The following is a 14,155-nucleotide window of genomic DNA, read 5'->3' on the forward strand; positions in this document are numbered from 1 at the left end:
TTGGAGTTTGGATTTTTAACTCCTCACTTTTCACTCTAACTTCCCAGAGCGGTCAATGCGCAGAGAAATAAGGCTTCAGTCCACTCAACGACTGCACCGTAGGTATCTCCGGTGTGTCCACCTAGTTTGTAGTTGAACCATGCACCAGTTAAAGTGGCGATCGCACTTCCAGCAATTATCATTGCCAGTGCAAGAAATAGCTGCTGGTTATCTATTAGCCAAAGTAAACCACTCAAACTAAACAACAACAACAATCCCGGTAACAAATCTTTGTAAGAACGAATGGCTTGTTTGTGAAATGCGCCTTTACCAGTTGCTTTCAGATAAGGATATCGGGCGATCGCTAGTTGTTGTCCCCAACGTCCCCAGCCACAAGCAGCCATCAGCAATAACCAACGGTTTTCTGGCATATCCGTCAAAGCTGTTATTTTCAGTATCACCAAGGCGATCGCAGCCATTGCTCCAAAGGCTCCTGTAGCACTATCTGCCATCACCTCCAATCGCCGATCTGGGTCGCCCACTGCTAAACCATCGGCAGTATCCATTGCCCCATCTAAGTGCAATCCTCCAGTTATGGCAATCCAAACACTTACTACCAAAGCACTACGAGTTAACACGGGCATACCAATATAATCCATCCCCGTATCTAGCAACCCTAAAATTCCCCCAATCATAACCCCGACAAGCGAAGCAAGAAGTGCCACTCCCTGAAAATCCAATCCGTTCAAATACGGTAGTGGAATACTTGTGTAAAATATAATACTAGCTGCCAGCTTTAACAGCAGCTTTTTCCACCACTGTTGCTGTTTCGTCATCTGAATTACATTAATTTTTGGTAAATTGCTGGATAATAGTCATAATTTCGGTACAACCGATATCAGTAGACTTTAAAACTTTAAATAAGATTTACTTCTATTAAACATTCTCGTTGAAAATTTTGTTATGCTGGTCTAAGTGGTAAATAAATAACTTTGGGTAGTTTTTTATACAAAAACGAGTAACTTAGGAAGTCAAAATTCCATCAGGGAGCAAAATTTGTGTTTTGTATTCGTTAACTAAAAACTTACTCCAAATTATTAGACGATTGCCCCATAAAATTGATATTTTTTTAAATGTAGGGAGTAAACAAGCTATTCAATTATGACAGTTTAGCTATGTTGTTGCTCTCCTTAGCTCAATCGCAATTTTCCTATGAGTCATCATCTACCCGACACCAGGATACCAGCTCCGTGCATTATTAACACGGGCATCATTGTGAATAAGCTCGACATCCGGCGATTGCTGGCAGATTTAGGTCGAGTCCACTACATCTACACCCAAGAAGATAAGGTACTGAGCGAGGGTGAAGGGGATGTGATGGAAGTTTTTTCCAATCCGCAAAGGTCTACCTTAGTGGCTAACCGCGCGCTATATCTGAATGTTTATAGTTTTGATTACTTGGAACTAAAACAGTCGTCGCAACAAGAAACCTACTTCGATTTGATGCAAGAAGGAGTGTGTCTGCGGTTAATTCCCCGATCGACACCTTTACAAGAGCGACGAGAGCGAAGCTTCAATATCAGCGCCATAGAAGCGATGATGGAACAAGTACTCTCAGCCAGGTGGGATGCAGAAATTGACGATGACTGTTCTGATTCTTTCTAAATAACAATTATTTAGAGTATATACTCGTAAAGTTGGTAAATAGGTTAGTAATGAATGCTTAAGTGTTCGCTAAAACTCAACTACCAATCTTGATGTTTGTCCATAATTTAGCCAAATAATATTAATTTTGCCCTAATACCATTTGGTTTTATGGCTGCTAGTACCGCAAGGCGGAAGCCAAAAGTCAAAAAGCTTTCATTTTGGGCTTTCTGGCTGTAATGAAATGATACGTTTATTTCTGCTGCGTTGTACTAGTTATGGATTTTTGAAACTTTTTAGCGATTAGTGTTTCACAATCCAAAATCGTTCGACTGAGCGCAGCCGAAGTCTAAAATCTAAAATTCCAAATGGCATGAGTGCGAATTTTTCTTTTCAATGTCTTGCTTGCTGTAGTCAGACAAAAGCTAGAGCAGGAGTGTTTTTCACTCCTCACGGTCTTGTAGAAACCCCCAGATTTATGCCAGTAGGAACGCTGGCCAATGTCAAAACTATTACCCCATCTCAGCTACGAGATACTGGGGCACAAATGATCTTATCCAATACTTATCATCTTCACCTACAACCAGGGGAAGCGATCGTGGCTGGGGGTGGTGGGTTGCATAAATTTATGGGTTGGAACGGCCCAATGCTCACAGATTCGGGTGGGTTTCAGGTCTTTAGCTTAAGCGAGATGCGAAAAATTACTGAAGAAGGCGTAACTTTTCGCTCGCCCCATGATGGACGAATTATTAACTTAACACCTGAGCGCTCCATTGAGATTCAAAATACTTTGGGGGCCGATGTGATTATGGCCTTTGATGAGTGTCCGCCTTACCCAGCGACTCGCCAAGAGGTAGAAACTGCAACTGAGCGCACTTACCGCTGGTTAGAACGCTGTATAACAGCTCATCAACGCAGCGATCAGGCATTGTTTGGAATTGTGCAAGGGGGCGTATATTTGGATTTGCGTTGCCGTGCGGCGGAAGCTTTGGCTAAGTTAGATTTGCCCGGATATGCCATTGGTGGCGTGAGTGTGGGAGAACCGCCCGAATTGATGGCTGAGATTGTCAAAGTGACAGCACCGCTTCTACCTCCCGATAAGCCGCGTTACTTGATGGGTGTGGGTACTTATCGGGAAATGGCGATCGCGATCGCATCTGGTATAGATTTATTTGATTGCGTCATTCCCACCCGTTGGGCAAGACATGGTACGGCAATAGTCCAAGGCGGTCGCTGGAATTTAAAAAATGCTAAGTTTCGTGAAGATTTTACGCCATTAGATGAAACTTGTCCCTGTTACACTTGTCAAAATTTTAGCCGTGCTTATATATCTCATTTAGTGCGATCGCAGGAAATTTTGGCTTATACCTTGTTGAGCATTCACAACATTACCGAACTAATTCGCTTTACACAAAAAATTAGAGAAGCAATATTGAGCGATCGCTTTGTCGCAGAATTTGGTCACTGGCTCAACTCATCTGAATCAGCATCAGATGAGAGTGAAATTACAAATGACTATTGACCAATAATCGGGACTCAAACCATGTTAAGATACTTCTCAATTATGAAAGCTGTGTTGGATAGGTGGATTTAAACAAACATGGAAGCAGCACTTTTATTAGCAAAACTGCCAGAAGCTTACCAAATCTTCGATCCTTTGGTAGACGTTCTCCCAGTTATCCCGGTATTCTTCTTGTTGCTTGCTTTCGTTTGGCAAGCAGCTGTGGGATTTAGGTAAGTTAATCTATTTTTCAATTTATAGGACAGGTAGAGTACCTGTCCTATTTTTTTGTAGCTTCATGTTTTATAAAGTTAATATTTATTAATATTTTGTAATGAATTATTATAAGAAATAAGATGTTAATGAGTCCATGTCAATATAAAGCCTTGAAAGCCAAGCTTACAGTCAAGGAGGAATCAGTTATGGGTAATATCAAATTCGTTAAAGAAAATAAAGAAGTAGTGGCGGCAGATGGTGCTAATCTTCGGCTCAAGGCGATACAAAATGGCATTGACATATATACATTGATTGGTAAGCTGACCAATTGTGGTGGTAATGGTCAGTGTGGTACTTGTATTGTGGAGATAGTCGAAGGACTAGAAAATCTTTCTCCTCGCACAGACGTAGAAAACCGGAAATTCAAAAAAAAGCCGGAAAATTACCGCCTTGCCTGTCAAACTTTAGTCAATGGCTCAGTCAGTGTAATCACGAAACCTTAAGTTATCAAATCTGTCATTGCTTCAATTTATATCCAGTCAGTAGTCAAAATACTTAGCAAAATTGACTAAACTCATTTTGAATTTTGAATTTTGAATTTTGAATTGGTATAACTCGGTCATCGATGATGCTATCCTAATGTTGTTGACTGGAAATTAAAGAGAGGTTTTCTTGCCATGCAAGTTAATGACCTGGGGTTCATAGCGAGTATTTTGTTCGTACTAGTCCCCGCTGTGTTTTTACTAATTCTTTACATCCAAACTGCTAGCCGCGAAGGTGGAAAAGATAGTTAAGAGTTTGTGCATAAAATAAATAACCCCTGCACCAATAGTGTAGGGGTTTTTATTTATCAACCAGCAACTTAACGCTGAATAGTAAAGACAACACAAGTTTTACTTTACTATTAGACTTCTTGCAAAAGTCAGGGTAAAGGGGAAGGGGAAAAGGGTAAAGAAACTCAAAATCCTTTCCCTTTAACCTTTTCCCTTTTCCCTCTCTTGCAAAAATATATTTTTGCAAGAGGTCTATTCTATGACAACAATTATTATACTCAGCACTGTTTACTTTAAGCGATTGTCCGCGCCAACAAAACCGGACAAGTAGCATTGACTCGAACATAGTCAGACAAGGAAGATCCGATGAGCCGATCTATATCAACAAAACTCTTAGCGATCGATGGACGACGATCTGGAGAACCGAGCAATAATAAGTCTATATTCAACTCTTCTGCCAATCGACAAATTTCTTCGCCAGGTTTGCCACTGCTGATATAAGAACGAGATTGAATGCCTTGTTTTTCAGCTTCTGCAACAGCAGCTGCTAAAACTGGATTTTGATCTGGATTAACCTTGGTTATTTCCGATTTTTTACCGCCGAAATCTGTACTAATATTTGCCAAAATTAACTCACCACCTGGAATATCTCGCAGTAAAAACAGTGCCAATTTCAAGCAATTTTTTGCTGAATCAGAGTTGTCTATTGCCACCATAATGCGCTTAATTCTTTTAACATAAATGTCATCTTTTACCAGCAACATGGGGCGAGAAGATAGCTGGAAAACATACTGACTGACTGAGTTCGATAAAATCGATTGCAGCCGCTTCAGTCCGCGTGAACCCATAATAATCAAGTCAGCGTCGATTTCATCAGCGACTTGGCAAACCACATCTTTAGGGTCGCCTTCACGCAAAATTGAAGAAACTTGGCTAGGATCTAAGTTCAAGGTTTGAATGGCATTCGCCAGAATTTTACCACCATTTTCCCATTTACTTGTCATGGTAGCAGCAGCGTTTTGTGCTTGAACAACATGCAAAATTGTAACTTTTGCAGATTGAATAGAAGGGATTTCTTTCAGGGTTTTGAGCATTTCCTCTGCGTGTCCCAATCCCGATACAGCCAGCAAAATTCTTCTGATCATTTTACGTAATTTTTGTGAAGTTTACTTTTGTTTTCGCTGTTGGTACTTGGCTCTGGTCGGATTTTCACCACCTTGCTTGACAACCTAATTAGTAAGTTGGCATAAATAAACTTTGTTTTTTAGTATTTAACACTCAAACAAATGACAAAGGATAAAAAACTAAACAAATATTTAATTTTATTTGCACTTAGTTACTTAAACTTTCAACTGGATTTCAATTATTAAGCATACTCTCAATTTAGCCTGGATAACTTAATAAATTATGATGTTAGTTATCATTTTTAATCTATGTTTACTTTTTTTATTAGAAGTTAGTTAAGTATTGCAAAGAAATGCCAAAATAACTCTTCAGAAAGATTTATTGACTGTAAAACTTACCAGGCGATCGCTTCTGGCTTTCATAGTCATTTTCCCTATTCTGTGCCTTTTTTAAATTTCTTGCAGTTTTTGTAACTCAGATAGGATTTACTATATCCGCAAATATTAACAGATATAAATCACTTACTTACTACTGCCCCTTTGATGGCAGCACAGGATAATATTGACAACCTATCACACCCAGTCAGCAATATAGACAGGTCCAGTTTCGATACTTCCATCGGGCATGATGGTATTCCAGAAAAAAGTACCAATGTCGCTATATCTGTCTTGACGAAGTTCCAACCCATTCTTGTGCATAAAACCAACAGTGTTTCTGAGGTCAGCTTCAGCCAGGTTGGTATGATTGAGGATGGCTGGACCAATAGCTCCAGCCAAATTAGCCCTAGTCAAGTTGGCGTAACTCAAGTCAGCACTTCGCAAATCACCATGCAACCCAGTCTTGATCAATCAGATTGGCACCTCGCAAATCAGCCCTACTCAAGTTACATTCATAAACAGAGCCTTCCGAAAAGTCAATTCCAACCAAATAAGCACCATTGAAATTAATCCCAGTCAGGTTGAATTGGGCCAGGTTAGCCCCAGCCAAATTAATTCCACTGAGATCGGCTCCTTCCAACAAAGAGAAATTACCATCAATAGAATCAAAACTCAGTCCAGAGAAATCCCTTCTTCCAGCAGCATAAAGCTCAAGGAACTCTTCAATAAAACAAATTTCGGATCTCCTGTTTCCATCCATACCTTAACTCCAGAATCAATTAGTACCATCAACGGTCAATACTGCGTAGGTTTTGCCTAAAAATAAAAATATGTAGCTTGGGTTGAGGAACGAAACCCAACAAACCCCGCTAAATGTTGGGTAACGCATTGCTTTAACCCAACCTACAATATTCTTAACCGAGCAGTATTGCATCAACAGTACAGCACAAACCCTCTGGAACACCTTCTTAAGGGAATCAGTAGAAATTAAGATTTTGTTAAGTTTAAAATTGAATTAGGGGATTGGGCATTGGGACTAGGAGAATTTTGTGGGTAATTTAGACCCCCCACTAATATAGTAAAGAATTTATGACAGTTGACAATACAGTTTTGGGAGGGATTGAAAGAGTTAAGCAATTGCTAGCTTATGGAAAATTTGAACAAAAAATTGATGCCCTTCTAGATGCTTTTGAGTATGGAGAAGCTGCCTTAGACTTGATTATTCAAGCTTTACATAACTCAGAGGTTGATGTTCAAGAAGCAGCTTATTGGCTACTTCAGGAAAGTACAGGCCCAAGAGCTAAACTGGCATTACAGGCATACAACCCCTATTTATTTTTTAAGTATCTTTTTACTATTGAAAGATATACAGATGAAGTTCGTAGGATAGCTTGTGTAGATATAAGCCAAGAGTTGCAAACCTTAGTTACTTGTAATTATGACAACATAATTCAAGTGTGGAATATGCAAACAAAACGAGTAATATGCACATTTCAGCCAGAAGCAACGAAGGAATTCGATCAAATCGCGATCGCACCCAATAATCGCGTTTTAGGACTTTGGAATTGTAATGATTATGCTGAAGTGTGGGATCTAAAAACAAAAGAAAAAATCTTCGCTACATATCGGTGCTCAGATTGGTTTTGGGATATTGCCTTTAGCCCAGATGGTCAATCATTTTTAAATGCTGTTGACGGAGAAATTTTTGAATTGTGGGATATACAATTAAAAGGAATAATTTCCTATATTTATATGTCCGATCGGGGTCATAATTTTATCTATTCAAATTCGCAAGTTTTAGTAACTGAAGAACAAGGCTTTGACCAAAACTATGAAATATGAAATTGGCAAACACAACAAGTAATTTGCACCTTAAGTTTTTCAGGGTATATGCCTGTAATTACTGTCAGCTGCGATCGACGCTTTTTATTTAGTGGTAGTCGAGAAAATGGACTTATTAAAGTGTGGAATATTCTTACAGGACATGAACTTTGTAGTCTCACAAGTCATTCATCGTCAATTACTCGCCTTACAATTAGCTCAGATGGACAGAGACTATTTGTTTGGAGTGGAGACAGCACCGTTGAGGTGTGGGGAATTTAATTTTTCATGGTGATTGAGATAGTTTTACTTCAAAATTCAGGATTATATTATATAAATTACGAATTATTTAAAATCTGCCATTTCCCTGAACAATGTGCTTAACGGTGGTCAATGTTTCTAGGCTGATAAATCCTCGGCGATGACCTTTTTGGTTAGACATACCGAGAAATACTGAATCTCCCCGCGAAGGATTGCGGGAAAAACGCGGGGAAGTGTTGATGTATGTAGAGGCACTGTTAACTCCCAACGCAAACTGCCGACTTTCCTGGTAGGATTCAGTCACGATGGAGTCAGCATGACCACTGCTGTATTCATTAATCCAGGCGATCGCAGCCTCTAAGCTATCCACCAGTTTAAAAGCTACTGTCCTCGTTAAATAAGGGTTTCCCCATTCGCCTTCCTTTACTAGCTGCAACTGGGGAAAGGCTTGTACTAGTTCTGCATCCCCTTTAATTTCAAAGCCTTTTTCCATTAAGCTGTTCCACAAAACGGCTAAAGATGATGGCAAGGCTTGACGATGAATTAGTACTTTTTCAATGGCGTTAACTTGATCCGGTTCGCTTTGATGACTATTAAGAATCATCAAGCGCACCATTTCTAAGCTACTATTCAGCGACCAGTAGAGGTAACAGTTACCCATCGCCGACTTTAAAACTGGGCAAGTTGCCTGTCGGACTACCTGCTGCACTAAGCTAGAACGTCCGTAGGGAATAACTAAATTCACGTACTGGTCTTGGGTAACTAGATCCCGAACTGAAGCCCCATGTTCTGCTGTAATCAGTTCTAGACAGCCTGGAGCTAGACCAACTTCTGCGATCGCATTTTGCAATGCCTCAGCGATAGCGGCGTTGGTATGGCTGGCTTCGGTGCTGCCTTTGAGAATTATACAATTGCCAGTTTTGATACAAAAACCCGCTGCGATCGCCCCTAAATCGGGAAACGCCTCATAAATAAATCCAATCACTCCCAAAGGCATTAACTGGGTGTAACTTTGAGAATCTTCCAGTTGATAATCAGCGGTTCTGACGCGTCGCAGTGGATCTGATAATTCCCCCAACCGTTCTAAAATGTCTACTGTCATCTCCAACCTTGTGGGAGTCAGCTTCAGCCAGTCCAATATCAACTCAGGCACTGCCATTTCCCGACTTGCTTCTAAATCCAAGGTATTGGCTTCTAGAATGTCGTCAAATGAGCGCTCAATCGCCTTTGCCATTGCCAATACTGCACGACTTCGGTCTGCTCCCTTTGTGAGCGCCAACTTTAGGGAAGCTTGATACGCTCGTTGGGCACTAGTAATTGGTTCGGGGTGGTCATACAATTCAACAGTCATTGAGTTAACGTCTGTAGGTAAGCCAGACCATTAGTGCTGGTAAGATAGCCAATAGCACCGCCACCATTGCCCAAGCAATAATGCTGGAACCATTTGCCAATCGCAGTGCTAATGGCAGCCATATAATCACTAGCACGAAAATAATCCCCAGCGCTATAGGCAAATAGCTTTCTCCCAAGCGGGGATGGACAACATGCCAACTATTTCCCATCCAACGCCAAGCCCTTTTGTAGGGATAGGTGGTGGAAAGCTGTTCTAGGACATGACCATTATCTTCTACAACAAAGATTTGCTGACAGCGATCGCAACCAAATGCTTCTGTTAGCGTAATCGGAATTAGCTGACCCCGGCGACGACAGGGACAGGGGTATTCGGTATTGAAATCGATTTTTTCGGGTTTTTGAGATTGCACAAGCGTTCTAATAACTTGAGCGTGTTTTACACGAACTACGAGAATATAATGCCTTGGTAAACACCTTAGAGGCTTCTGTCTTTATATACATAGAAAGGCGATACAAACATTGCCCTGATTAAAAATAGTAGATGCCGCTAACTTTAAGTATACTATTTGCCAAATTAGTACAGAGTTATCTATTTGTAATCTTTCCCCATAGCTGGCGATCTTGTTTAAAAATGTCCTTCTCTTCATCTGTTGTTTTCAAGGTAATGTGGTTGCGTTTTTGGGGATTTATTATGCTGACACACCTGGTACAATTTTAAGCATAGGTGGCGATTCGCTTCTAAAGCAAATTCTTTGGGAAGGCTACACTCGTAAACAACACACATCAATAAACCCGCTAATTTTCCTTTGGGTCACTATATATTACTATCAGTTCTCAAGGTTAGATCGGCATTATGTCCAATCTCTATTCCTTGGGGTTCGCAATCGTTTGCAAAGCGGGAATTGCTAAAACATCTATATACAGTGTGTAAATCTTTATCCAAATGATATAGATTCTGACTAATTTTGACCTATCTGCCCACATTTGGAGGAGTTTACAAGAGTGCAGAGCTAATCTACGTACACTTCAACGCACCCTAAAAACACTAAACCTCTTGGAATTTTTAAATTCAAGAGGTTTTAGTTGGAAGCGGGTAACGCGATTCGAACGCGCGACATTCACCTTGGCAAGGTGACGCTCTACCACTGAGCTATACCCGCGATCATCACCCGAATATCAATATCTCAGATTTATCTGTAATTGTCAACCCCCTAATTTAGTCATTAGTCATTGGTCATTCGTCATTGGTGAATAACAAAGGACAAATGACTAATGACAGACTAGCCGAGTTCTTCTGACTCCAAAGTTAAATTGCCAACGCTGGCACTTGGAAAAGAAGGTGGCAGAGACTGGCTATTACGAGAATATGGCTCTGCCAGGTTAGAACGCAGTTGCCGCATCAGGCTAGCCATTTCTAAGGCATTCAGGGCGTAATCCCAGCCATGATTACCTTTTATGCCTGCCCGTTCTAGGGCTTGCTGCATAGTATCTACTGTCAAAATGCCAAAAATTACTGGCACTCCAGTTTGAAAGCTAGCGGCGGCAATGCCTTTAGAAACCTCTGAGGATACGTAATCAAAATGGGGTGTTTGTCCTCGAATGACTGCGCCAAGACAAATTACAGCATCATAACGATGGGAAAGTGCTAATTGGCGAGCTACTAAAGGTACCTCAAAACTTCCCGGAACCCAAACATAGTCCACTTGATTACCTTGGGGATTAGGGTCTACACCGTGGCGTTTTAAACAATCTTGACATCCCTCTAGCAGCTTTCCGGTAACGAGGTCATTGAATCGACCAATCACCACTGCAAACCGCAAAGGCTCCGTTTGGGTAAAAGTTCCCTCGAAAACTGCCATGATTGCCTCTTTATCAACTATACTTCTGGCCAATATACATTTCTTATTTAAATGTAGAGGAGCAGGAAAGCGCGGTCAAAATTAAGTTAGTAGGAAAAAGAAAAAATCCTTTGTTTCCCTTAACCTTTGACCTTGGCTTTTCTGCCCCTCTAGTTCTTATATTATGTGCCTGCGCCAGAGCGAAGCCGTCGCCTAAACGACAAAAAAGTTTAACAAACCAACTAAAAACACCAAACCAATCCAGACCCCAGAACCAACCCAGAGCAGTTTTTTAGATTCATTCCAGTTTTGGGGAGTGGCGTAAGCAACCGGAACGCCTACAACGAGGACAAAAGACAACAGTACTAGACCTATCAAGGCAAATTGGAATATTATGGTCATTTTTACTTCTCCCAATACAGCGAAATACTAAGGATAGAATATCCTAAAGGGCGACACTGACACTTTCTTATTATTTTTAAGCTAGCAGAAATTGCAACATTTTTGTCATTTGTCCTTTGTCTAAGTACATGTGACTAATGACTCTTAACTATGGATTTAATTCTTTGCCACACAACAGCAGATTTTGACGCATTAGGAGCAGCAGTAGGCTTGACGCGCCTACTATCGGGAAGCAAGATTGTGCTAACTGGCGGTTCTCATCCTCCTGTACGGGATTTTTTAGCATTGCACCGGGATGAATATCCACTGATTGAACGCCGTTCGGTGAATCCAGAAAAAATTCGCTCTTTAACTGTGGTGGATGCACAACTGCGCGATCGCTTGGGTAAAGCTGCTGAGTGGTTAGATTTACCTACTGTAAGAGAGATTATAGTTTATGACCATCACTTAGGACAAGAATCAGATATTCCCGCCACGCGATCGCATATTGACTCAGTAGGAGCCACCACAACTTTAATCGTTGAGCAATTGCAACAACAGGAAATTTCCTTGACTTCTGCCGAAGCAACTGTTATGGCTTTGGGTATCCACGTCGACACTGGCTCTTTGACATATGACCAGTCCACAGCACGGGATGCCCTAGCTTTGGCTTGGTTGATGCAACAAGGGGCTAGTTTATCAGTAATTTCCACCTACCGTGACCCCGGATTATCTCCGCAATTGCAGCAGCTATTAACTGAATCTCTGGAAAGTTTAGAATATCTTTGTCTACATGGATATACGGTTGCTTGGGTAACTCTGAAAACAGATGGTTTTGTGCCGGGGCTGTCGAGTCTAGCTTCGGAACTTGTAGAATTAACTGAAATTGATGCTCTACTGCTGGCTAATGAGTATCCTTTAGGTGAAGAGGATTCACGCTTAACTGTAATTGGGCGATCGCAAATTCCCAAAACAAATCTTAACCTATTATTCCAACTGTTGGGTGGCGGCGGTCATTCGCAAGCCGCATCCTTAAATCTAAGAGGAGTTGATTCGCAAGCAATATTAAAACAACTCCTTGACGGGGTAAAAGCACAAATTCCCCATCCCCTCACTGCTAGGGATTTGATGTCTTCTCCTGTCCGCACGATTCTGCCTGAAACCACAATTGCCGAAGCCCAGCGCATTTTATTACGCTATGGACACTCTGGTTTATTCGTAGTTGATACTCAAGGGCAACTAGTAGGTATTATTTCGCGGCGGGATATTGATATCGCCTTACACCACGGGTTTAGTCATGCCCCAGTCAAGGGCTACATGACCAAGAATCTCAAAACGATTACACCAGATACGACATTGCCACAAATTGAGTCGGTGATGGTGACTTATGATATCGGACGCTTACCAGTATTGGAAAATGAGCAGTTAATGGGCATTGTCACCCGTACTGATGTCTTACGGGAATTACATCAAGAATGGGATGAAGACCAAGAGGGACAAAAATTCAAAATTCAAAATTCAAAATTTAAAATTCCTCTCAGGACTGAATTGCAAAATCGCCTTGCGACGCAACTGTGGCAATTACTCACTACAGCATCGCAAGAGGCAGAAAAACGGGGTTGGCATCTTTATCTAGTGGGCGGTGCGGTGCGGGATTTGCTATTAACAGAAGCAGTCGCAGGCACTTTGATGATTAAAGATATTGACCTTGTGGTTGATGGCTTTCATAAATCAGCAGATGTCGGTGCTGGTGTGGAATTAGCCAAGGCACTCCAACAACTTTACCCTATGGCTCGCTTAGAAATCCACGGGGCTTTTCAAACTGCGGCTTTGTTGTGGCACAAAGACCCAGAATTAGATTCTCTATGGGTAGATATTGCCACTGCTAGAACAGAATTCTATCCTTATCCAGCCGCAAATCCAGAAGTTGAGGCGAGTTCCATTCGTCAAGATTTGTATCGCCGAGATTTTACCATCAATGCCCTCGCCTTGCGCCTGACTTCGCCTCGGACTGGTGAGTTACTCGATTTTTTTGGTGGATTACTAGATTTACAAGCTAAACAAATTCGGGTTTTACACGCCAATAGCTTTATCGAAGACCCCACCCGCATTTTTCGTGGCGTGCGCTTTGCCGTGCGCTTCGGATTTGAGATAGAACCGCAAACTGAAGAGTTTATCCGCTATGCAATCAACAGTGGTGTTTACGATCGCACTGCTCAAGAGAATAGCAAAACTCCAGCCCTGCAAACTCGGCTGAAAACAGAATTAAAACACATCCTAGAAGCCCCCTACTGGAAATCAGCTTTGCAGTTACTAGATAACTTAGGGGCATTGCAATGCATCCATCCTACCCTAAAGCTAGACGCAGAACTCCTGCGAAAATTACGTTTGTTAGAAAGCTGTTTGCGGCGATTTGACTCGCACCCAACCCTGATTAATTGGGAAATGCGTTTAGAAGCGTTAATTGCCCATCTAGCACCACAATATCGGGCGAAAGTAGCAAAAAATCTACAATTGCAAGAAGATGGTATTAAACGCTTACAAAACTTGGCTTCTGACCAAACTGAAGTAATAGAATCTTTGCCTAAGTGTCAAAGTCCTAGTCAAGTAGTACAGTTGTTGCGACAGTATGATTTACCAATGCTGATTTTAATTGCTGTGCAAAGTCCGCGATCGCTTAGACATCAGATTTGGGAATATTTAACTGTTTGGGCTAATGTGCAGCCACTATTGAATGGTAATGATTTAAAGAGATTTGGTTACAAACCAGGGCCTCAATATCGGCAGATATTAGATGATATGCTTGCTGCTACCTTGGATGGAGTAATTAAAGACAAGACTGAAGCTGAGGAATTTTTAGCGCAACACTATCCTAAATGAAACAGC

Annotated in this window: 16 protein-coding genes and 1 tRNA gene; 8 read left to right on the forward strand and 9 right to left on the reverse strand. The window is 41.3% G+C overall.

The window, feature by feature from the left end:
* Positions 1-35: 35 nt before the first annotated feature.
* Positions 36-815: an adenosylcobinamide-GDP ribazoletransferase gene (gene cobS / locus V7K45_RS17980; protein ID WP_335005706.1), complete on the reverse strand. Its 780-nt coding sequence runs from the start codon at positions 813-815 to the stop codon at positions 36-38.
* A 376-nt stretch (positions 816-1,191) separates the two neighbouring features.
* Between cobS and V7K45_RS17985 the strand changes: the two genes are divergently transcribed.
* From V7K45_RS17985 to psbM, 5 genes are all read left to right on the forward strand, one after another.
* Positions 1,192-1,644 (forward strand): hypothetical protein, encoded by a 453-nt coding sequence (locus tag V7K45_RS17985; RefSeq protein WP_335005708.1) that lies wholly within the window; start codon positions 1,192-1,194, stop codon positions 1,642-1,644.
* A 352-nt stretch (positions 1,645-1,996) separates the two neighbouring features.
* Positions 1,997-3,145 (forward strand): tRNA guanosine(34) transglycosylase Tgt, encoded by a 1,149-nt coding sequence (gene tgt / locus V7K45_RS17990; RefSeq protein WP_335005710.1) that lies wholly within the window; start codon positions 1,997-1,999, stop codon positions 3,143-3,145.
* 78 nt (positions 3,146-3,223) lie between these two features.
* On the forward strand, positions 3,224-3,361 hold the full coding sequence (locus V7K45_RS17995; RefSeq protein ID WP_006195022.1) for a photosystem II reaction center protein K: 138 nt from the start codon (positions 3,224-3,226) through the stop codon (positions 3,359-3,361).
* A gap of 185 nt (positions 3,362-3,546) precedes the next feature.
* Entirely contained in the window at positions 3,547-3,843 is a 297-nt protein-coding gene (locus V7K45_RS18000) for a 2Fe-2S iron-sulfur cluster-binding protein (protein ID WP_335005712.1), read from the forward strand.
* Between the two features lie 174 nt (positions 3,844-4,017).
* Positions 4,018-4,134, forward strand: a complete 117-nt coding sequence (gene psbM / locus V7K45_RS18005) for a photosystem II reaction center protein PsbM (RefSeq protein WP_084227279.1) — start codon at positions 4,018-4,020, stop codon at positions 4,132-4,134.
* 272 nt (positions 4,135-4,406) lie between these two features.
* On the opposite strand, the gene V7K45_RS18010 is transcribed toward psbM, so the two are convergent.
* The 3 genes from V7K45_RS18010 to V7K45_RS18020 all read right to left on the reverse strand — a co-directional run bounded on the left by V7K45_RS18010 (position 4,407) and on the right by V7K45_RS18020 (position 6,375).
* Positions 4,407-5,258 (reverse strand): universal stress protein, encoded by an 852-nt coding sequence (locus V7K45_RS18010; RefSeq protein WP_335005714.1) that lies wholly within the window; start codon positions 5,256-5,258, stop codon positions 4,407-4,409.
* A 552-nt stretch (positions 5,259-5,810) separates the two neighbouring features.
* Complete coding sequence (locus tag V7K45_RS18015; RefSeq protein ID WP_335005716.1) at positions 5,811-6,086, reverse strand: pentapeptide repeat-containing protein; 276 nt, start codon at positions 6,084-6,086, stop codon at positions 5,811-5,813.
* Positions 6,061-6,375 (reverse strand): pentapeptide repeat-containing protein, encoded by a 315-nt coding sequence (locus V7K45_RS18020; protein ID WP_335005718.1) that lies wholly within the window; start codon positions 6,373-6,375, stop codon positions 6,061-6,063. The genes V7K45_RS18015 and V7K45_RS18020 overlap by 26 nt, the downstream gene beginning before the upstream one ends.
* Positions 6,376-6,704: 329 nt before the next feature.
* On the opposite strand from V7K45_RS18020, the gene V7K45_RS18025 reads away from it, so the two are divergent.
* Together V7K45_RS18025 and V7K45_RS18030 are read left to right on the forward strand one after the other, a co-directional pair.
* Entirely contained in the window at positions 6,705-7,457 is a 753-nt protein-coding gene (locus V7K45_RS18025; RefSeq protein ID WP_335005720.1) for a WD40 repeat domain-containing protein, read from the forward strand.
* 21 nt (positions 7,458-7,478) lie between these two features.
* The gene (locus V7K45_RS18030; protein ID WP_335005789.1) at positions 7,479-7,718 is read left to right on the forward strand and encodes a WD40 repeat domain-containing protein; all 240 of its coding nucleotides are present in this window, start codon (positions 7,479-7,481) and stop codon (positions 7,716-7,718) included.
* Between the two features lie 67 nt (positions 7,719-7,785).
* Here the strand turns inward: V7K45_RS18030 and V7K45_RS18035 are convergent, their stop codons facing one another.
* From V7K45_RS18035 to psbZ, 5 genes are all read right to left on the reverse strand, one after another.
* Positions 7,786-9,048: a glutamate-5-semialdehyde dehydrogenase gene (locus V7K45_RS18035; protein ID WP_335005722.1), complete on the reverse strand. Its 1,263-nt coding sequence runs from the start codon at positions 9,046-9,048 to the stop codon at positions 7,786-7,788.
* A gap of 4 nt (positions 9,049-9,052) precedes the next feature.
* Positions 9,053-9,460, reverse strand: a complete 408-nt coding sequence (locus tag V7K45_RS18040) for a hypothetical protein (protein ID WP_094348002.1) — start codon at positions 9,458-9,460, stop codon at positions 9,053-9,055.
* 678 nt (positions 9,461-10,138) lie between these two features.
* Positions 10,139-10,210 (reverse strand) — tRNA-Gly (locus tag V7K45_RS18045).
* A gap of 120 nt (positions 10,211-10,330) precedes the next feature.
* The gene (gene ribH, locus V7K45_RS18050) at positions 10,331-10,909 is read right to left on the reverse strand and encodes a 6,7-dimethyl-8-ribityllumazine synthase (RefSeq protein WP_099103015.1); all 579 of its coding nucleotides are present in this window, start codon (positions 10,907-10,909) and stop codon (positions 10,331-10,333) included.
* Between the two features lie 192 nt (positions 10,910-11,101).
* Entirely contained in the window at positions 11,102-11,290 is a 189-nt protein-coding gene (gene psbZ / locus V7K45_RS18055) for a photosystem II reaction center protein PsbZ (RefSeq protein ID WP_335005725.1), read from the reverse strand.
* Positions 11,291-11,440: 150 nt separating this feature from the next.
* On the opposite strand from psbZ, the gene V7K45_RS18060 reads away from it, so the two are divergent.
* Positions 11,441-14,149 carry a CBS domain-containing protein gene (locus V7K45_RS18060; RefSeq protein ID WP_335005727.1) on the forward strand — a complete coding sequence of 903 codons (2,709 nt, stop codon included), beginning with the start codon at positions 11,441-11,443 and terminating at the stop codon, positions 14,147-14,149.
* The last annotated feature ends 6 nt before the right edge of the window (positions 14,150-14,155 follow it).

The organism is Nostoc sp. (assembly GCF_036917375.1).
GTDB lineage: Bacteria > Cyanobacteriota > Cyanobacteriia > Cyanobacteriales > Nostocaceae > Nostoc.